The sequence below is a fragment of the bacterium SCSIO 12643 genome (genome assembly GCA_024398135.1).
Taxonomy (GTDB): domain Bacteria; phylum Bacteroidota; class Bacteroidia; order Flavobacteriales_G; family Salibacteraceae; genus CAJXZP01.
In genome coordinates this window covers 567587-587533 of record CP073750.1, presented here as the reverse complement: position 1 = coordinate 587533, position 19947 = coordinate 567587, and the positions used below count along the sequence as shown (strand labels likewise).

13 protein-coding genes, 2 tRNA genes and 1 pseudogene are annotated in these 19947 nt (G+C 35.9%); 6 read left to right on the top strand and 10 right to left on the bottom strand.

Annotated features, from left to right (window positions below; translation table 11 throughout):
- Nucleotides 1–155: 155 nt before the first annotated feature.
- Together KFE94_02540 and ettA are read left to right on the top strand one after the other, a co-directional pair.
- Nucleotides 156–932 (top strand): hypothetical protein, encoded by a 777-nt coding sequence (locus KFE94_02540; protein ID UTW67010.1) that lies wholly within the window; start codon nucleotides 156–158, stop codon nucleotides 930–932.
- Between the two features lie 6 nt (nucleotides 933–938).
- Nucleotides 939–2627 carry an energy-dependent translational throttle protein EttA gene (ettA, locus tag KFE94_02535; GenBank protein UTW67009.1) on the top strand — a complete coding sequence of 563 codons (1689 nt, stop codon included), beginning with the start codon at nucleotides 939–941 and terminating at the stop codon, nucleotides 2625–2627.
- A gap of 69 nt (nucleotides 2628–2696) precedes the next feature.
- On the opposite strand, the gene KFE94_02530 is transcribed toward ettA, so the two are convergent.
- The 4 genes from KFE94_02530 to KFE94_02515 form a co-directional block, all read right to left on the bottom strand.
- On the bottom strand, nucleotides 2697–3425 hold the full coding sequence (locus tag KFE94_02530; GenBank protein ID UTW68199.1) for a response regulator transcription factor: 729 nt from the start codon (nucleotides 3423–3425) through the stop codon (nucleotides 2697–2699).
- 5 nt (nucleotides 3426–3430) lie between these two features.
- On the bottom strand, nucleotides 3431–4468 hold the full coding sequence (locus tag KFE94_02525; GenBank protein UTW67008.1) for a histidine kinase: 1038 nt from the start codon (nucleotides 4466–4468) through the stop codon (nucleotides 3431–3433).
- 166 nt (nucleotides 4469–4634) lie between these two features.
- Nucleotides 4635–4707: transfer RNA gene (locus tag KFE94_02520), tRNA-Lys, on the bottom strand.
- Between the two features lie 157 nt (nucleotides 4708–4864).
- A tRNA-Lys gene (locus KFE94_02515) sits at nucleotides 4865–4937 on the bottom strand.
- Nucleotides 4938–5064: 127 nt separating this feature from the next.
- Between KFE94_02515 and KFE94_02510 the strand changes: the two genes are divergently transcribed.
- A complete protein-coding gene (locus tag KFE94_02510; GenBank protein UTW67007.1) occupies nucleotides 5065–5577 on the top strand; it encodes a shikimate kinase in 513 nt (170 codons plus the stop codon).
- Here the strand turns inward: KFE94_02510 and KFE94_02505 are convergent, their stop codons facing one another.
- Together KFE94_02505 and KFE94_02500 are read right to left on the bottom strand one after the other, a co-directional pair.
- Nucleotides 5578–6087, bottom strand: coding sequence for a phosphoribosyltransferase (locus KFE94_02505; GenBank protein UTW67006.1), 510 nt, complete (start codon nucleotides 6085–6087; stop codon nucleotides 5578–5580).
- 33 nt (nucleotides 6088–6120) lie between these two features.
- Nucleotides 6121–6705 carry a methyltransferase gene (locus KFE94_02500; GenBank protein UTW67005.1) on the bottom strand — a complete coding sequence of 195 codons (585 nt, stop codon included), beginning with the start codon at nucleotides 6703–6705 and terminating at the stop codon, nucleotides 6121–6123.
- Nucleotides 6706–6885: 180 nt separating this feature from the next.
- Here KFE94_02500 and KFE94_02495 point away from each other — a divergent pair, with 180 nt between their 5' ends.
- From KFE94_02495 to KFE94_02485, 3 genes and pseudogenes are all read left to right on the top strand, one after another.
- Nucleotides 6886–7545, top strand: coding sequence for a TIGR02594 family protein (locus tag KFE94_02495; GenBank protein UTW67004.1), 660 nt, complete (start codon nucleotides 6886–6888; stop codon nucleotides 7543–7545).
- Nucleotides 7546–7554: 9 nt separating this feature from the next.
- A pseudogene (locus tag KFE94_02490) lies at nucleotides 7555–8013 on the top strand (DUF4157 domain-containing protein).
- Nucleotides 8014–9776: 1763 nt separating this feature from the next.
- Nucleotides 9777–10955: a DUF4157 domain-containing protein gene (locus KFE94_02485; protein ID UTW67003.1), complete on the top strand. Its 1179-nt coding sequence runs from the start codon at nucleotides 9777–9779 to the stop codon at nucleotides 10953–10955.
- 80 nt (nucleotides 10956–11035) lie between these two features.
- Here KFE94_02485 and KFE94_02480 read toward each other — a convergent pair whose 3' ends face one another.
- The 4 genes from KFE94_02480 to KFE94_02465 form a co-directional block, all read right to left on the bottom strand.
- Nucleotides 11036–11425 (bottom strand): DUF4280 domain-containing protein, encoded by a 390-nt coding sequence (locus KFE94_02480; protein UTW67002.1) that lies wholly within the window; start codon nucleotides 11423–11425, stop codon nucleotides 11036–11038.
- A gap of 118 nt (nucleotides 11426–11543) precedes the next feature.
- Nucleotides 11544–12890: an ATP-binding protein gene (locus KFE94_02475; GenBank protein UTW67001.1), complete on the bottom strand. Its 1347-nt coding sequence runs from the start codon at nucleotides 12888–12890 to the stop codon at nucleotides 11544–11546.
- Nucleotides 12881–17056, bottom strand: a complete 4176-nt coding sequence (locus tag KFE94_02470) for a hypothetical protein (protein ID UTW67000.1) — start codon at nucleotides 17054–17056, stop codon at nucleotides 12881–12883. The genes KFE94_02475 and KFE94_02470 overlap by 10 nt, the downstream gene beginning before the upstream one ends.
- Nucleotides 17053–19938 carry a hypothetical protein gene (locus KFE94_02465; protein UTW66999.1) on the bottom strand — a complete coding sequence of 962 codons (2886 nt, stop codon included), beginning with the start codon at nucleotides 19936–19938 and terminating at the stop codon, nucleotides 17053–17055. The genes KFE94_02470 and KFE94_02465 overlap by 4 nt, the downstream gene beginning before the upstream one ends.
- Nucleotides 19939–19947: the final 9 nt, after the last annotated feature.

The following is a 19947-nucleotide window of genomic DNA, read 5'->3' as shown; positions in this document are numbered from 1 at the left end:
CCCACTAAACTTGGTTCCGAAAATACGAAAAATTGTCACATTCAATAAATTAATTTCTGGAATCGGGAGATGTGAAAAGCAATGTAAATTTATAAGCATTTGCCTTGTAAAACATATTCTAGATGTTAGTTTTGAAAACGTAGAAATTTCCGAATATGAAAAGATTACTTTGGAGTGCGGGTTTGATACTTATTGCTGGTACAGTGCAAGCACAAAATGAAATGGATAGTGTTGCAGTTGATTCGATCATTCAAGAATCAAAAGTAGATACTACCGGAAATCCGTTATTGAATGAATCGGATAAAGAGTTCTCATTACAGGATTCCATTAAGTATTCTGCATCCTATCAATTTAGAGATGGCTTTTATATTGGTCGTGGCGCATTCCTGGAGAATAAACCGATTACTTTGGATAAGGTGATGACAACTGTTCCCTATACTGATCCGGATATTTACCATAAAATTTTAGCAAAAGGAAGTTTTGAAGCCATGCAACCGGATAGCACATATAAATATTATAGTGTAGATCAGGTTTTTGGTTTTGTCCAAAACCGTGTGTTTTATGTGAATTTAGGCCAATTGGGATTTGTTCGTATGTCGAACTTTGGTAGAATTTGTAAAGTGTCGTACGATGCAAGTAGACCTAGGGTTCAACCTACTGCAGGTGTCGGAATGAGTAGCTGGGGAGGAGCCGGAGTTGGTGTAGGTGTACAGATCAATGGTGGAAGTCAAATTACAGAATACATTTTCAGAATAGATAAAGGCCCAATTGTGGAATTTACACCTGAGATGCTACTGGAAATGATTAAAGATGATGAAATAATGTTTAACAATTATGTGGGATTAAATAAGAGGTATAGACTGAAGGAGATGCATAATGTCCTGAGAGAATACAATCGAAGAAATCCTGTGTATTTACCAATATATAATTAATAAAATATGGCTGACGATAAGCAGATAATATTTTCAATGGTTGGGGTAAGTAAAGTAGTACCCCCAAATAAGAAAATTCTGAATAATGTGTATTTGTCTTTTTTCTATGGGGCAAAGATTGGAATTCTGGGGCTGAATGGTGCGGGGAAATCTACCTTGCTAAAAATCATCGCAGGAATAGAACCAACATCTAGTGGTGAAGTAACTTTTTCTCCGGGTTACTCTGTAGGATACTTAGAGCAGGAACCAGAATTAGACAACGAGAAAACCGTTATTGAAGTTGTAAGAGAAGGAGCGCAAGAGTCTGTTGATTTAATCAACGAATACGAAGAAATTAATAACCAGTTTGGTTTACCAGAAGTATATGAAGATCCGGATAAAATGGAGAAGCTCATGGAAAAGCAAGGTAAACTACAAGATAGAATTGATGCACTTGGAGCCTGGGACTTAGATAGTAAACTTGAGCGTGCTATGGCTTCGTTGAACTGTCCGGATCCGGATGCAAAAATTGCGGTGTTATCTGGTGGAGAACGTAGAAGAGTGGCGTTAGTGAGATTATTGATTCAAGAGCCGGATATCTTACTACTCGATGAGCCAACCAACCACCTGGATGCGGAAGCGGTAATGTGGTTAGAGCATCATTTAGCGGATTATAAAGGAACAGTCATTGCTGTAACACACGATAGATATTTCCTTGATAACGTTGCAGGTTGGATTTTAGAGTTGGATAGGGGAGAAGGAATTCCATGGCAAGGAAATTACTCTAGTTGGTTGGATCAAAAATCAAAAAGGTTAGCCAACGAAGAAAAGCAAGAGTCTAAAAGACAAAAAGCATTAAAGCAAGAGTTAGATTGGGTGCGTAAAGGCGCAAAAGGAAGACAAACCAAATCTAAAGCGCGTTTGAAGAATTATGATGCGATGCTGAATGCTGATGTGAAAGAGCAAGAAGCAAAATTGGAAATTTTCATTCCACCAGGTCCGCGTTTAGGAAATGAAGTGATTGAAGCGCTTCATGTGAAAAAGGCATTTGGAGATAAGTTATTGTATGAAGATCTAAACTTTAAACTTCCTCCTGCAGGAATCGTTGGGGTTATTGGTCCCAATGGAGCTGGTAAATCAACCATATTTAAGATGATCATGGATGAAATTCAACCAGATGGTGGAGAGTTTACCACCGGACAAACGGTTAAGATTTCATACGTAGATCAGGCGCATGCGGATATTGATCCTGAGAAAACTGTTTGGGAAGTGATTTCAGGAGGTCATGATAATATTGAGCTAGGAGGTAGAACAATTAATTCCAGAGCGTATTGTGGTAAGTTTAATTTTACCGGAAATGATCAAAGTAAAAAAGTAGGAGTGCTTTCAGGTGGTGAAAGAAACCGTTTGCATTTAGCGATGAGTTTAAAGCAAGAAGCAAACGTGATTCTATTAGATGAGCCTACGAATGATATTGATGTTAATACTTTAAGGGCATTAGAAGATGCTTTAATGGAATTTGCCGGTTGTTGCGTGATTATATCTCACGATAGATGGTTCCTGGATAGGGTATGTACTCATATCTTAGCGTTTGAAGGAGATTCTCAGGTATATTTCTTTGAAGGAGATTTTACCGATTATGAAATCAATAAGAAGAAAAGACTTGGAGATAATCCTCCTGGAAAATTCAGATATAAAAAATTGATGAATTCTTAATTTAAACACCTTCCCCAATAATCTACTAGGTTTTTCAAACCTAGTAGATTATTGGGGAAGGTTAATTTCTTACAAACTCATTCGATCCTTAAGTTTAACCGCCTGCCTTCTCGAAATTTCAATTTTCTTGTCATCTTTAAGAATCACGAGAAGTCCACCATTAAACCAGGTTTCAATTTTATCAATCCATTTCAGGTTGATAATGTGCTTTCTATTGGCACGGAAAAATAGCTTATCGCTTAATTTTTTATCCAGATTGTTCAGCGATTTTAAAATAAGCGGTTTGTTGTTGTCAAAATAGACTCTAACATAATTTCCTTCAGATTCGAATAAGCGAATTTTGCCTAATTCGATAAACCAACATTTGTCACCGTCTTTTACGAACACCTGATCATTTTCACCTAATTGCTCCGCAGGTAAATTCGTATCACTATCCTGGCGTTTGTCATTGATCTTTTGGATTACCTTTTTCAAAGATTCATCAAAACGATCTTCTTCGACCGGTTTAAGGATGTAATCCAATGCACTTACTTCAAATGCTTTTAATGCAAATTCATCATAGGCAGTGACGAATATAACTTCCGGTGTGTAAATAATTTCTTCCAGGACATCAAATCCATTTTTTCCAGGCATTTGAATATCTAAAAAGATCAGATCTGGTTTTAACTCTTCTATTTTGGTGATGGCTTCATCTGCACTACCACATTCATCTAGAATTTCAATGTTTTTATGATTTTCCAGAATACGTCTTAGTTCTTGCCGAGCTAAACGTTCATCATCAATTATAAGACACTTAATCATAGTTATATCGGTTCTTTGGGTAAACTTACCTGTGTTAACACGGTGTGATTATCAGAATTGGAGATTTTAAATGTAGCTTGATCTCCGTATAACAAATGTAACCTTTGTGTAGTATTAATAATTCCAAAACCTGTTTCTGGTTTAGAGTTTTCTATAAGTTCACCTGTATTTTCAATTTCAATAATAAGATTATCTTCGATAACATGTGCACGTAAATCAATTTTTCCTCCTTCTGGAATCTTGGAAATGCCATGTTTGATTCCATTTTCAATCAAAGTTTGAATCATTAAAGACGGAATTTGATAAGTATAGGCTTCCTCATGAATGTCTGTTTCAAAATCCAGACGTTCTTCATAGCGGGTTTTTTCTAATTCTATAAAGTCATTTACAACGGCCATTTCTTCCTCAAATAGAACGGTCTTTTTACGCCCCATCATTAAAGTTTTACGAAGGATGTTAGAAAGTTGCGTAACGGATCTCTTGGCTTTAACCGGGTTTTCATCAATTAACGCACGAATACTGTTCATCGAGTTAAATATAAAATGTGGATTAAGTTGAGACTTGAGTTTATTTAACTCAATTTCATTTTTAGATGCTTCCCATTTTAAATTCTTGATCTCCTCAGTTCTATAACGTTCAAAGAACTGATATGCAAAATAGATTACACTCCACATACCAAGTAATAGACTCCAGTTTAAAATATTTCCAATATTACTGGTGAAATCCAGAGGTTGAGGTTCATGAAACATGATGAACCTCCCTAAAATATAGAGCGCTTGAAAAACAAATGACAGAATAATGACGGCAACAAGAATGCTAGGAATCAACTGGGAAATGTTAAGTTTTTTCCAGCCCATTTTATGAATCCAGTTTCTATAAAAATGTGTACATCCTATCCCAATCACATAAATTAAAAATAATGCGGTAACGAACTTTAGTGTGATAGGTTCATTTTGGATGCGTATTAGGAACAGGGCAATGATGGTGTAGAATAACCAACCTCCAAATTGGAGCAATAGATATAACTGATTTTTTTTCATGTCCGTTTCTCGTTGTTCAAATGTAAGTTTTTGTAAAGAAGTAATAAACTGAAAGTGATAAACGGAATTTGAAGTCGTTGAGGGGTTAAATTATTGATGTAAAGTGAAAATAAATGACATAAAAAAAGGGAAGTTTTTATTGCTGAAAACTTCCCTTTTTTTGAAGTGATTCGGCTGGGGCTCGAACCCAGGACCCTCTCCTTAAAAGGGAGATGCTCTACCAACTGAGCTACCGAATCGTGCTTTTCAAAAGCGGGTGCAAATATATATAGAGTTTATAGATAACCAAGTGTTTTTTTCTTCAATTGAATTTTTAACATAAAAGGAGATTGTAGAAAAAGTATGGTGCAAAAAAAAGAGCAGTATCGATAAAATCAATACTGCTCTTTATTGATGTGGCTCGGCTGGGGCTCGAACCCAGGACCCTCTCCTTAAAAGGGAGATGCTCTACCAACTGAGCTACCGAACCGTGCTTTTTAAAAGCGCGGTGCAAATATACATAGAGTTCAAAGATTGACATGCATGAAATTTGATTTTTTTTAAACTTTATTTTATTGTCTTCAAAACCAGTTGCTTTTATATTTTTGAAACAGAAGATGCGAATATTTTTAGTTGGATACATGGGAGTGGGTAAAACCACAATAGGGAAGAAGTTAGCGGCTCGTTTAAATCTGAAATTCATAGACTTAGATCACTTTATAGCAGAAAGGGAACATCAAAAAGTAGCACAAATAATTGAAAATAAGGGCGAAGGTTTTTTTAGGATTCTCGAAAAAAAATATCTGGAAGAAGTATGTGATTTTGAAAATATTTTGGTTTCCACAGGAGGTGGTACCCCGTGTTTTTTTCAAAATATGGATGCCATTAATGCAAATGGAAGGTCAATTTTCCTAAAACTAGATGAAAAATCGTTAATAAATCGCTTATTAAATAGCAGAGATTCAAGACCTTTATTAGCGGGAAAGGATCAGGAAGAATTGACAACTTTTGTCAAATCGCATTTGAAGGAAAGATTACCGTATTACGAACGTGCGCATTTGCAATTTGAAATGCTCCATTTAAATTCAAAACGCCTAGATGAGTTAGTAAAAGAAATAAAACAGCTTTAACTAATCCAGATAAACAATATCCTCTTTTCCGAACTCAACTGTAATGTGCTCCTGTAATGTGGTAGAAAGCGTTAGTCCTACGAAATCCGCACGGATTGGGAATTTTCTATGTTTACGATCGATCAAACAAACGGTTTGCAAATTTTTTACACTAAAGTCTAATAAGAATTTAGTCGCATAAACCAATGTCTTACCCGAATTAAGTACATCATCCACTAAAATAACCGCTTTGTTTTTCAGTGTTTTGGCATCGATCTCAGAATTCAAACCACTGTTAAGTGGTTTTTTCTTGTCCATATTGATTCCAAACAATTCAATATTTAGATCTGAAATTTCACGAAGTAAAGAAGTTAGTCTTTCCGCTAAAACATAACCTTCACCATGAATGCCCATTATCACAATTGACTTTTCCTGAAAGTTGTTTTCATACAATTGGTGTGCAATTCGGGTGATTTTTTGTTCAACCTGTTTGTGATCTAGAATTATGGTACGTTCTTTTACTTCTGTCATGCTTCAAAAGTATTGAATTGGTAATGAATAAACTTACTTTTTTTCTAAAATCACAAATAGCTCACTATTGGCTCTGGGTGGTATAGAATTGTGTGAAACTTCCATAGTTTTGATATGGAAATAAGGGGAAAATAATTCCAAATATTCCATGCGATCTCCACCAAAAGGAGGGTGATCTTTAAACAATTCAATATTGAATAGAAGTCCGGCAAGTTTCCCTTGAGGTTTAATTAAACTATGCATTTTTTTGACATAATCATTTCGCATGGTTGGTGGAAGTGCACAAAAGAAAGTTTGCTCGATAATTAAATCATACTGTTGATCATGGGTGAATAAATCCGCATTGAAGATTTTGTCTTTTGGAAAATCAGGAACTCTTTTTTGAAATCTTTCAATCGCCTGATCAGATATGTCAATCACATGGGTATTGATAAAACCATTTTGAAAACAATATTCAGCTTCCCATGCACTACCACAACCGGGAATTAAAATATCGATGGACTTATCTTGAAGTTGATTCAGATATTCCTTAATAGGTGTGGATACATAACCAATATCCCATCCGGTTTCATTTGATTTATATCTGCTATCCCAGTAATTTTTATCTATGATCTCCATGTGGTTAAATCTTAATTGATTGAGGCTGCAAAGTAAAGCTTTATTGTATTTCAAAATATACCTAGATGTGAGTATTTAAACTTGAAATAGGTAAAATCCACAACACTATAATACAGGTAATTTTACCTATAAGTAAAAGCGAAGAAATGAATAATTTGAGACTGGATTTAAATGTAACCTATGGACGTCTTAAAAATTGCATTTTCACAACTTGGTATTCATGAAATAGCGGGTGATGAAAGCCAACCTCAAATCGTAAAATATGCGCAAGAAACCGGGATTTCTGGAATTCATAATGATGAAATTCCATGGTGCAGTACCTTCGTTAATTGGTGTACCATGAAAGCCAATTTACCATATACCGGAAAACCTAATGCGCGTTCCTGGACAAATATTGGAACAGCAACTTCTCAACCTAAGCCCGGAGATGTGGTAGTATTTTGGAGAAGTAGCCCACATTCCTGGAAAGGGCATGTAGGATTCTTTTTGGGTTTTGATGAAACCGGAGATAAAGTTTTTTGTTTAGGAGGTAATCAAAGCAATTCCGTATCTATTGCAGCCTATGATGTGGCAAAAGTTTTAAGTTATAGAGTACTATCCAAATCTACAGCATTGGAAATCCCAAACCCAATTTTAAAACATGGTGCCAAAGGAAAAGAAGTAATCAAGTTACAATTGATGTTGAATCATTTAAAATGTAACTGTGGAGATGTGGATGGTGATTTTGGAAACAAAACGGCTTCAGCTTTAAAACTGCTCCAGGCGAATAATCAATTAGAAATTGATGGAGTGTATAAGGATGCAGATAAAACAGCTATAGAATCAGTGTTACAGTCTTAATTCAGAATTATGAGAGTACAAGAGAATAAAGTGGATACAGGTCACAACAATTTACAAAATGTCCCAAATCAATCTGTGCAATTTAAAGATAACCGAAAGGAGTCTACAACAAATTCTAGGATTCAATTGATGGCAAATTCTTCTGCAAATGAGTCTAATAACACCGGATTACCCAATCAACTAAAATCAGGAATTGAAAGTTTATCAGGTTATTCCATGGATGATGTAAAAGTGCATTATAATTCTTCAAAACCCGCCCAACTCAATGCACATGCCTATGCACAAGGAACAGATATCCATGTCGCGTCTGGACAGGAAAAGCATTTGGCTCATGAGACTTGGCATGTAGTGCAACAAAAACAGGGAAGAGTACAACCGACCAGGCAATTAATGGGTAAAGTCCATATTAATGATGATGCAGGTTTGGAAAGAGAAGCAGATGTAATGGGAGCGAAAGCTTTACAGATGAAGACCACCGTGCCCAACGTATGTAATTTATGTACAAATGGAAATAGAGTTCAGCTAGTTCAAAGAGCTGTTGCCGGGTATGAAATTAAGAGTGGAGATGAGTTAAGTAATGTAACCGTAAATGTGACACCGGCAAAAAATGCTATTGTATCCACAGAACCGGTTCCTTTGGGAGATAAGGTGGACGCAAATGCATATATCGGTAATGTAGCAACAATTGCGAGGGGCAAAGACAAAAATCCGGTAGGGATTGCTAACCAATACAAAACCGAAGCATTTTCTACTCCGGAAGCTGCCGCAAAGAGATTTGCTTTAGTGGTTGGAGTGAATTCTATGGAATCCGCAGCAGAAGAGGAAAATACTCAGAAAGCTAAAATCCAATCAGAAGTAGATACAGCAAAAAATATTAGTGCGTTTCCGGCAGGTGCAATAGGTCATTTGTGGCGACCTAAATGGGTAAAAGAGGGTACAAGTGATGAAGTTCCGATCCAAGAAGTTAGAGATGCAGTGGATAAAGATGCATCAGATAAAGCCGAAGATGATAGTAGTTCAGATAGTGTGAAAAATCATTTAAACAAAGCCGGAGCAAGTGTTGAAGAATATAAAAACGCTAGAAAGGGGATTCATAAAGCTACTAGAAAGTCAGAACTAAAAGTAGAAGAGAAGAAGCGATCATTATCAAATGCACCTAATCTTGCTAGGAATTTGATTATGAAATCAACCTATACGAAAGAATTTAAGACAATGCTCGAGGAGCGATATAAACGCGTTTATATTCATGTGAGTGATCCGGATGCAGTCAATATGAAAGCAAAAGAAGATCCTTCTGATTTGGGCAGTGTGGAGAAAACCTTGTTTGAAAGGTTTGATAATGTTATAGGAGCTCATAAAGCATCAAAACATGTTGATCCTGCAATAGTGGCAGGAGGTTATAGGTTTAGACATTTAGGTACCGGAGATGATCCAATGGCTGCGGGGCCAGATGGGGATAGCGATAAAGTAAAGGCTAAGTCGTTACAAACTGTTAAATCCAGCGAATTAGATATGAAAGTTAGAGAGGCTGCAGCAAGTGTGAATCCAGCAGCGCCTTATTGGCCGGAACCCAACTTGTTATTAAATACTCAGAACTATGATGAAGTGACCGGTGGTGATAAAAAGCCATTTGGTGATAAGAATGTGGAATCATTACATCTAAGAGATCATCTGTTGTCTGCGCACAATGCCAATTGGTTTAAAACGCATGCGGCTTTTGATACCAAGGCAGCAGTATATACGGATGCAGGAAGGTTTGATGACCCCTATTCAGATGATGACCCTAGATTCAAAACAGGGAAATTATCAAAAGATGAATTAACCTCGGGTAAAGCATTACAGTCCCATGCTAAACCTGATGCTCTGGCAAAAAAAGTATCTGCATTATATGCGTTGAATAATGGTGCTGTTAAGGCAGTTTTTGAGGTAATATTTACCAATGATATTGTTGCAGAAGCTAATCGACTAAAAGATTATGTTGATACAAGAACTAATGACAATAAACCTAATTCGAGGAATGATTTGGTAATTGCAATCACAGGGCTACCTGCAGCAACTATTGGAGGAATTAGCAAGAATGTTCTATGGAATTTGTTTAAGGAAATCCCAGATAAAAAAAGTGAATGGGTAGATGCTATTAACGTTGCTATAAAATCTAAGCAAGCAATAGATACCTATAAAGCCGGGTTCGTTGAGGCACCGGGTACATAATAATGAAGTATAGAATTTAAATGGAAAGATTAAACTACAAAAAATACCAACCTAGAGTTGATAATACGCAATTAAAAAAAGTACGACAACGAGTTGCTTTTCAAGATCAACGTGATGATCAGGTAAGTCAGTTACAAGAAATCGCAAATAGATCGAATAAAAAAATGAATAATACTGGACTTCCTCACCAACTAAAATCAGGAATTGAAAGTTTATCGGGTTATTCAATGGATGATGTAAAAGTGCATTATAATTCGTCAAAACCTGCGCAACTCAATGCATATGCCTATGCGCAGGGAACAGATATCCATGTAGCGTCCGGACAAGAGAAACATTTGCCTCATGAAGCGTGGCATGTGGTGCAACAAAAACAAGGACGTGTACAGCCGACTAGGCAAATGAAAGGCAAAGTCAACATTAATGATGATGCGGGGTTGGAAAGAGAAGCGGATATGATGGGAGCAAAGGCTTTGCAGATGAAATATGTATTAAATACCGTTCAACAAAAAAATGTAAGTGGGGATACTGTTCAAATGGCTTCCTCAATTACCTATGAATCGCAAACTTTACCATATAATCTAGGACCAGGCATGGCGATAAACCAAAATGCAAAGGTAGGTAAGAAGACAGTGGCAAAACTAGATAAAGCTGATTTACCAAAGGGATCTAGCCCTGGATTATCTGGTCAGGATGATGCTATTTATGCTCCGTTAGATAATGCTCATCCAACGGAAACGTTTATTAGAGGACATTTATTGAATGATAATTTAGGTGGATTAGGAATCCCGGCAAATATTTATCCTATTACCTCAAATGCTAATTCACAACATAGTAAAGAGGTTGAAGAGCCAGTTAAAGCTGCTGTTTTGGCTGGTAATGTTGTTGATTATACAGTAAAAGCTAATTGGTTAGGAGGAGGAGGAAACTTTAGAACTAAGCCAAGATCAGAATTTGATTGTGAGGCAAAAATCGGGGCTACAACGTTTGTCAAGACTACTATAATTTCAGATCCTTTATCAAGATCATTCACCCATAACGAAAGATTAGGGGGAGGAACCTCAGGTGCTAAAAACTCATCTGGTTCAGGAGAAGCATCATCACGTCTAAATAAGGCAAATCTTCCAGTTCCACCGGCTGTAGCAACACATGTTGTTTTTACAGATGCTTCAGGTAATGAAGTTGGAAGAGAAGCTTTATAATTCATCATTGATATTAGTTTCGGTTTTTAACCTAGAGATAAATGTAATATGATAGGTTTATTTTTGAGTAGATTAGTGAATCACCCCACATTCACCGTGACCTGCCCAGCCTGAGAAAAGGAGATTACTCCGCCCCACATACAGTTGAGTGTACATGAATTGTTTAATGTTGGCATATTGGCGAGCATAACTGTAGGTGAGCCAGGAACCCAGGGCGCAGGAGTAGCTGGAATACATGGCATGGGAGTGAGTACACCAAATGCAGCTGCAGTTGCAGAGGCCACAACCGGATTTGCTAACGAGGTACACATGGCAAAAGGTAAAATGTTTACCATTGGGATATGATCCATGATATTGGCATCAGGCATATTATTGGTCATCACTCTATTTGTTGGTAAAACGACTAATGAAGAAGGTGCGGTTCCGAAGGAGCAGGTCATCATTGCTCCCATACATACTTGTTGTGGCATATTTAAAAAAATTAATATTCTATTAGTTTATAACTTATCTTTCAATACTCAATACTCAATACTCAATACTCAATACTCAATACTCAATACTCAATACTCAATACTCAATACTCAATACTCAAATCGTCTTATTCGACTTACTATATTCCCGTCTAATTCCGGTTATGAGATCATTATATTGAATCTCTCGTTTTTGACGTTTGGCAGCTTCCAGTGCACAATATCTCAAAACATTGATCATTTCACCACCACTAATTTCATAGGTATTGGCCAATTCATTCAGATCAATGTTAGATTCCAGATCAAAGTTTTGTTCGACCAGGTTTTCCCAAAGTAATTTACGTTGTGTTTTATGTGGTTTTGGAAAATGAATCATCGCCTGGAAACGTCTGGAGAAGGCTTCATCAATATTGGTTTGGATATTTGTAGCTAAAATGACTAAGCCAGAAAAATCTTCAATACGCTGGAGTAAATAAGCCACTTCCTGATTAGCATATCGGTCATTTGCTCCTTTGGTTTGGGTACGTTTCCCAAACAAGGCATCTGCTTCATCAAAAAATAGAATCCAATCTTTATGTTCTGCCTCGTCAAAAAGTCGACCTAAGTTTTTTTCGGTTTCACCAATGTATTTCGATACCACTAATGAAAGATCGACTCTAAAGACCGGTCGGTTTATTGTTTTTCCAATAAGTGAAGCCGCCATAGTTTTTCCAGTTCCAGGAGGACCGTAAAACAATGCGCGATATCCTGATTTTAGTTTTTTATGCAGGCCCCATTCGTTTAAAATGAGATCGTGATACCGCATCCAATCTATGATTTCATTCAAATCATTTTTTACGTTTTCATCTACAATCAAATCTTCCCATTCCTGTGGAGTTGTGATTTCCTTTGCTGGAAATTTTGAACTGTATTGAGGAAGTTGTTTGATCCCGGTGATAAAGTAACTCAGATATTCATTGGAAATGGTCAATTTCTGATGGAGTCCAAAATCTTGTTCCTGATCATAATCCATAATACCATTTCGGTAAAGTCGGTGATGTAGATTAAAGTTGTGAATGAAGTAAAACTTTAAAGCGATATTATCGCCACTTAATATAAAAGCAGCAGTTTCGAGTGTAGGTAAAAAAGCAGAGGAATCCGGAATCTTATAACCACCAAATTCAGAAAACTCAATATCCAGACTTTGATTCTTGATTAAGAAAACATCCAGACTTTGTGGTTTGATATGTGGAATGATGGATAAGATCAGGATAATACGTTCTTCAAATCCCAATTGATATTCACGTACGAATCTTCCATAGGTGGAATGATCTTCTGATAAATCAGGCAATCCAATATCATAAATAGATTCAAACTCTGATTCATTTTTAAAGTATAAAGTCAATGCAGTATTGACCACTGTTTCGAACCATGCAATTTCCTGATATATGTTTTGGGCGTTATGTTCCAGTAAATTTACCTCCATTCTACAATGAGCATTTTTTCCATCCAACTTAGTTTGATTTGAGAAATGTTCCACGGAATCTGATCTAAAAGCATGTCATAAGATTTTTGTTCAACGTTCATATGGAAAGAATTTTCGTCTTCTTCCAGCTTTCCCATTCGAATTAGAAATGAAGCTCTTAGTCCTTCTATGGAAGTGTTGTTTAAGGGTGTCCATTGCTGGATAATGGCGTTTAACAATCCATCAATTGTTTCTTTTTCTTGATCAGTAAGGTCGGTGATATGGGCTATGGGATCAGCTATTTGCATTCCACATAGTACTTTGTGAACCACAAGTTCATGTTCTTCTTTACCCACACTGCCGGTGGCAGCGTAATCCAGCAAATGCACCGCTCGAGATTGACTGTCATGGTCAATGAAAGTGTTATTTTTTAGTAATCCCAATCTTTCGAATAACATACCTAAGTATGGTGCCAGGATAACAATTCCGGAATAGTTGACAAAAATCGGATCCAGATATTCGTATTCTTGAGTTTCGCCAAGTTTACGGTAATTTTCATCTTCGATTTTTGGACTTTTAGATGCATTCGGAATACTATTGGATTGTGATGCTTTTTCAATCTGGAGTAAAAAATCCAAATCTTTTTCTGATGGGGAGGACGTCATGAGTTTTTGTTTTTCTGTTAATATGATCGTGTTAAATTTAGCCTGATCCAATGTGTTTTGAAGTAAGTGATAGATGAGCGCACTCCAGTTTTGAATTTTCCAGGGTGTAAATCCACCCGTTCCCAATTTGAGGAGAATGGTCTGAAAGAACGCGAGTTTCAGTTTCTTTTTTTCGCTGGTAGTTAGTGAAATACGTTGAATAAAATCCAGAGCAATTTGAAGTCGTACCTGTTGCGTATGATCAAGAACCTGTTTGATTTGGTACACCAAATCTTTTTCACTTATGTTTTCGGTTAATTGTTGTATAAATGATGTCTCACCCAACCATTCTCTGTGTTCTGGAAAAATGGTTTGAAGGTTGATTTGTTGAGCTAAGGATTGATTTCGGACTTTGGCTTTTTTGAGTCTGTCCATAAAAAGTTCGGGAGTTAGAGTTGAAACATAAGATGAAACAGCGTTTTCCTCAATTTGTGTATGGATACTTTGAATCAAAAGAGGCGGTGCATTTTTGACTTCTTTCAGAACCTGGGTAATAATTTTTAAAGTAGATGGAGTCGCAATTTTTAAAGCAGAATGCGCCAAGATTTGACTCCAATCGGTTTGATTCCAGATACGTGTTCTATTCGAACTCATTTGAATCAAAATCGAATTGAAAAATGAATGCTTAAATGATATCGCATCAGTTGAACTTAAGTGACGAATAAGATGTTTGTAGATTTGAAATACCGAATGAAAAAATTGTTGTTGTGGACTGTTCCATTGGAGTTGAATCAAATGAATAAAGTCTTTTTCTGACAAACGCTCAATCATTGAGGTTCTAAACTCGGGTTGCTGTAACCATTGTCTAAAGATTTCCGGTTTTTGAACGGTAATTTGTTCTAGTTGATCTGGGATTGATTTTGAAACATCTTCTGAATAGTAATTGGACAAAAAGAGTTGAATAACATCTTTTTGCGAATGAGAAAAAGTAGCTTCATTTTTAACCTCCTGAATCCAGTTGAGTAGTTCTTTCTTTAATGAACCTGAGGTAGTGTTAGCATATGATGTTATTGCTCGAATCCAAATTCTCTGTGTTGTTCTATTGGATAGAATTATAGTGGATTTAAGCCATTCCTGTATAGATGTGATTGCCTTTTTTGTGGAGTATTTATCCTTTAGAATTTGGAAAGATAGTTTGTGAAATGCTATGACCTCTCCTGATGAAATACTGGAGATGGGAATAAACTTTTGAATCAATAACTGGTGTACATGAATAATAAAAAGTGCCTTGGTTTTTTGAGCTGTAGCATCTATGGCTTTCCATATCTTATGTGTGTTATAAGTATTAAAGAAAGGGGCAATATTTTGTGTATTTGATTTTCTCAGGATGATTTGAAGTAGCGTTTTTCGTTCCGATGAGTTTTCCCAAAGTGTTTCAAAATCACGATTGAATTGCATATAATCGTATTGAGGTAACCACCAGGGCCATTTCTTAAAGTTTAAAACAAAAGATAAGATCTTTCTATACTGTTTTTGAGTATGTTGAAATTGCTCTTTTTCTACAACCGATTGAAACTTTTGGGTAGCGATGAGTTTTTTAATCGCTTGTCTTAGTTCTTTTCTACCAGGCGATAAAGATGCTAAATAGGTAGATATCAAATTTTGAAATGAAATCTTATATTGAATACTTGTTTTACGGAAAAGTGCAATTGTTTCAACTTCCCAGATAGAGAATGGATCTAACGAGATTTCATTCAGTTCCCTATGTATGAATTCAAGAATAAGCGGGTGAATATTACTTTGCGCATTGGAACCTTTTTGAGTTGATTCAGATCTGAATTCTTGTTGCAATTGAATTTCTTTTGAAACAAAATCTGCCAATTGAAGGGGAGCGAATTGTTCTATAAGCTCATGTTGGAGTAACGCCAATATTTCAGAAATGGTAATATCTAATTTAGATTGCTTTTTCCAAATTGGTAGATTGGATTGAATCCATTCTGACCATGTAAAAGGTTCATTTTGGGAAGTGAATTTTTTTAACTCGACAATGATAGAACTGATGAGTTTTTTCTTTGAATCAGAAGCCTTGGAGGTGAATACTTCATGAGCGTTTGCTTTTAAAAACGTTGCAATGATTTTTTGAAAAACAGGATTTACGAATGAACCAGTTTCTTTTAGGAAGATAAATAATTGATTCGAATAGAAACTGATTTCCTTTTGTATCGTAATTAGGAATGATAGGAAGGGATCATGTGATTTTTGGTTTAAAGAGAGTAATATGAGTTGTGGTTTTTGCAATTCAATTTTTTGAATCCACACTTTAGATGCAGTTGGAATCTCATTTTGTTTGGATTGAATCTCCTCCCAAAATTGATTAATTCTATGTAGATGATCGGGGGCACCCAGTTCTAACAGGGTAGATATGGTTTTAGAGTCTAAGAGTTGTATCAGCTTAGAAATGATTTCCGGCTGATTAAACCACTTCGAAATATGTGTTTTTGAGGTTAAACTTGGTCGCAGAAGAACTATTTGTATTTGGGAGATAAACTCTTCAGATGATGCAATTAAAGCACGTGTAGAGTAAGTTCTATCATTTAAAAAGAGGTCTATTTGTTTAAGAACTTTAGGCAAATCAATCGGTTCATTTTGATCTTTCCCGGATGCTATGATCTCTTCATCTTTTTTTAATTCAATGATGAGTTTTTTGAATTCAGGAATTTGTGCAGTGTCTTCATCAAGTGAAACGCCTCTGGATATGATTTCCAGCAATACATGATAGGTGAGATTGTATTTTAAAGCAATTTTTTGAATCAAAAACTGTAAGAAACTTTTGCGATTGTAATAGCTATTGGAAGCGTTAAATAAATAGGCCAGGATGATTTCCCAAACAGCATTTCTAAAAGTGGAGTAACTGGTGTCTACAAATTTTGTTTTTTGATGATGCTCCAGCATGTTTTGCTTATATGAGATCATATATTCTCCCTCATTGGGCGCGACATGTGTAACGATTCTTTCCAGTGAAGTTTCCGGGAATTGCAAGATCATTCGTTTTCGAATCTCTTGTTTTTTCCCCTGGCGGAATAAAAGTTCAGTTAAACTTTCTGGAGCTTCGGTAAAAAGATCATGTAGTAGTTTTTGCGGGGTATAGGTAGAGGATGAATTCCATTTCAAAAAACCATTGATCAAAAAATGTTCAAATTGTTCCAGTTTTTCATTGAAGAGTACAATTTTTTCGCCCTTTCTTAGGTTCCCATCAGATTGAATATTGGATTTAAAAAACTGAATTAACTGTTCCTCAATCTTGAATAGTAATTCATTATCCAGATTATGAGGAGAGATCGAACCTAAATCAAGCTCTATTTGTTTAAAACGATAGATACTATGTGGGTCTGAAAAACGATTTAGTATTTTTTCCAGTAAATTCCGAATAGAAGATTCTTGCAAAACACTTATAGTGGATTGATATTGATGTGCTTTTTTCTCATCATATGATGTGATTTGAAATTGCTGTGAACCAATGATATGTTCTGTACCTTCTATCATTGCAGCATTTGTTGATGTAAATTCTGAATGGTTTGAATGAGTTGATACGAACGATTCATTTGCTCCTGATCCAGACTGTTTTTACCCAATAATGAAAGCCATTTGTAATAGAGTTTTTCAAAAGCAACCATTTCGTTAAGGTCTAACCAATATGACTGAAATGCAATGTGAGCAGGGACCTGTTCAAAAACAATATTATTGAATTTGGCTTTAAAACTTTCAGATTGGAAGCGCACGGGCCATGCAGGCAGAATGAAGCTAATTTGAAATGTAAAAAATGTTTCATCCACTTTTTGTCCTTCTCCGTAGTAAGCAAAATGTGTAAATCTATCGGCAAAGTATTTTTCAGCAAACGTATACAGTTGATCCACGATTTTTTTGATTTCATTTTCCGATTCGTGTTTATGATCATAAGCGTTTACTGTTACAGCCAATTGATCTCCGTTTTTGTTTAGAATTTGGATCACATACTTATTGTCACATGTAATGCTTCGGAATTGTAAACTGCCTGAACCGATGAGGTTCTCAATAAGTTCCTCGATCACTGAATTCCGATCTCCAATAGATTTTAATTCAAAATGATTGAATTCAATTTCAGTGTTGTCATTGAGTGGAATAGTAAAAGAAAAGCCAAAGTGGTTTCCATGATACGAAGGCGCTAACAATAAATGTTCTACCAGATATAACCCCTCGCTTTTTTTATTGAGTTCCACTAAAAATCGAATAGAATAATCAATGGCATCTTTTGCTTCTTGTTCAGATTCTGAAATATGAATGATATTGGAATTGCCTCCATCTTGAGCAAATAAAACATAGTAAGATTTTTTATGATCTCCACTTGTTTCTTTGATAGTGTAATTTCTTCGGATGACTCCATTTTTTAGCGTATCATCTAATATGGAGTTGGAGTTTCCCAGAAAATAAAAAGCATCTCTTAGGTTTTCTACTTTGTCATCCACAATAACAATATCATCGGCCAGGATGATTTCCATATCATTAGTTTTTAGCAGAATTTCCAACTTTTCATTAACGATATCTACCCCGTCTTTTTTCTGATAGACTTTGATTCCCGAGGTTAGAATAACTTCGGATAATGACTTGAGTTGTGGATTGTGAATCCCCATTAAAATGGCAGTTTTTTGAATTAAACCTGGAGTAAGTTTATTCTCCAAATCAATAAACCCACTGCTAATATCAATAGGCTGTGTATAATCATAAGCTTTGGCCCTGTTATAACTTAATTCACCATAGTGTTTAACCAATTTTCTTTTCCAGGAGAGCAGGTCTGTTTCAAAAGATTCATCAGTAAGCCTTTTCCCGTAGCTATTGGTATTGATTTTTCTAAGTGCATAAGTTGGGAATTGTTCCGCAAATCTGGCCAGTAAATTATCTGCAACTTCATTCAATCTTTGGATCGCATTAGAATCAAATTTATGATTCAGTGAATGGAGTTTGTCTTCCCAATGGTGTAAGGTATCTGAATGCTTATTTGAAGAGACTAATTCAGTAAGTTTATCCATATCAGAAAGCGACTGATAGAAGTAGGATTGATAATTATCGTCTCTTACATCATATAGCGTATACAGGTTTCCGAGCTGACTCAAAAAATTGGCAAACAATTGATCAAAAGGAAGTAAATACGCTTTTAGTTGATTGGCTTGCGCATAACGCTGTGGAGGTAATCCTGTCTGAAGACCAAATTGACCGATACCGTAAACAGTAGGGAATTGATATCTGACCGGGTAATAGGAAACCACATTTTTTGATTCACCTTTGGGAATGTCAATAGTATTAATGGATTGGGAAACTGATTTAAAACTTCCGTAATTCATCGCCTGAATATAAGAGAACTGCTTTTGGACCTCATTTAAATCCGGAGAAAATGCCACGCCCTCATTTTTAAAAATCAGATGCTTGTTTTCCGAAGGGAAAAGAAGAATTGGGGAGGTGTTTTCAGGAAGTGAGAGTCCCGATTCAGGTATCGGAGTCCAGATGTTATTTTCTTTATAGGACAACAGAAATTGATCAACACTGATTACCCCATCAATTTTGGCGATGATTTTAACAATGTCCGAAGGAATGATTTTTCGTAAACGTCCTTTGAGTTCCGATTCTTTAATGAAACCGTTTTCTAATAGGGGACCGTTAAATATTTGATTGATGTTTTCATCCTGATCTTGTAATTCCCAAAGGGAATAGAACAAGATTTCATGTGTGAGAAAATCATCAATCTGATAATAAATCTGGGCTAATATTTCTTCTCCGTTGGTATTCGAATCCAGATTGAGTGTTAAATCCATTTGTAAGTGAAACGGAGAGAAAATAGTTACTCCATACAAATCTTCACATAAATTCCGATGCGCGTGAAATAAGGTTTGAGCCTCGTCAATGATTCGATTTTTTTCTTCCGCAAAATCTTCGGGGTCATTATCATAATCATACAATTCGATAAAGAGATGGTATAAACCTTTCAGATTATTACCACTGGTAATCGAATCATCATTGTGTTGATTTTGCCCTTGTACCTTTAACCAGACATTTTTAACGTTGGTAATCTGATCAATAAAAATTTTACGATAGTCGTTTTCGGTAATTGGGTTAGTAGTCAGTATTTCAGAAGGAATAAAAAAACCGTTATCTCCAGATTTAAGACGTTTCCCTTTTGATTCAGTAAGAATATCCTGAATAGGAATCTGGGTTTTGAAATTAACATCCGTAAAAATATAGGATAGGTTTTCCAGAATAGTGACCCCAGGATCATGCTCGTTAAAGTCTGTCCATTCCGCACCGGAAAGTCTTTGCAAAAGCTCTAAACCTTCGGTATAAATGTCCTGATAATCGGAGGTATTATCTTCTATTTTATGGATAAATCCTTTTGACATAAACGTCTA

Bases quoted from the DNA above. Each gene is read 5' to 3' on its own strand.
- KFE94_02525 (UTW67008.1), bottom strand. From the start codon at position 4,468: ATGAAAAAAAATCAGTTATATCTATTGCTCCAATTTGGAGGTTGGTTA.
- KFE94_02485 (UTW67003.1), top strand. From the start codon at position 9,777: ATGGAAAGATTAAACTACAAAAAATACCAACCTAGAGTTGATAATACG.
- KFE94_02540 (UTW67010.1), top strand. From the start codon at position 156: ATGAAAAGATTACTTTGGAGTGCGGGTTTGATACTTATTGCTGGTACA.
- ettA (UTW67009.1), top strand. From the start codon at position 939: ATGGCTGACGATAAGCAGATAATATTTTCAATGGTTGGGGTAAGTAAA.
- KFE94_02500 (UTW67005.1), bottom strand. From the start codon at position 6,705: ATGGAGATCATAGATAAAAATTACTGGGATAGCAGATATAAATCAAAT.
- KFE94_02480 (UTW67002.1), bottom strand. From the start codon at position 11,425: ATGCCACAACAAGTATGTATGGGAGCAATGATGACCTGCTCCTTCGGA.
- KFE94_02505 (UTW67006.1), bottom strand. From the start codon at position 6,087: ATGACAGAAGTAAAAGAACGTACCATAATTCTAGATCACAAACAGGTT.
- KFE94_02470 (UTW67000.1), bottom strand. From the start codon at position 17,056: ATGATAGAAGGTACAGAACATATCATTGGTTCACAGCAATTTCAAATC.
- KFE94_02510 (UTW67007.1), top strand. From the start codon at position 5,065: ATGCGAATATTTTTAGTTGGATACATGGGAGTGGGTAAAACCACAATA.
- KFE94_02495 (UTW67004.1), top strand. From the start codon at position 6,886: ATGGACGTCTTAAAAATTGCATTTTCACAACTTGGTATTCATGAAATA.
- KFE94_02475 (UTW67001.1), bottom strand. From the start codon at position 12,890: ATGGAGGTAAATTTACTGGAACATAACGCCCAAAACATATATCAGGAA.
- KFE94_02465 (UTW66999.1), bottom strand. From the start codon at position 19,938: ATGTCAAAAGGATTTATCCATAAAATAGAAGATAATACCTCCGATTAT.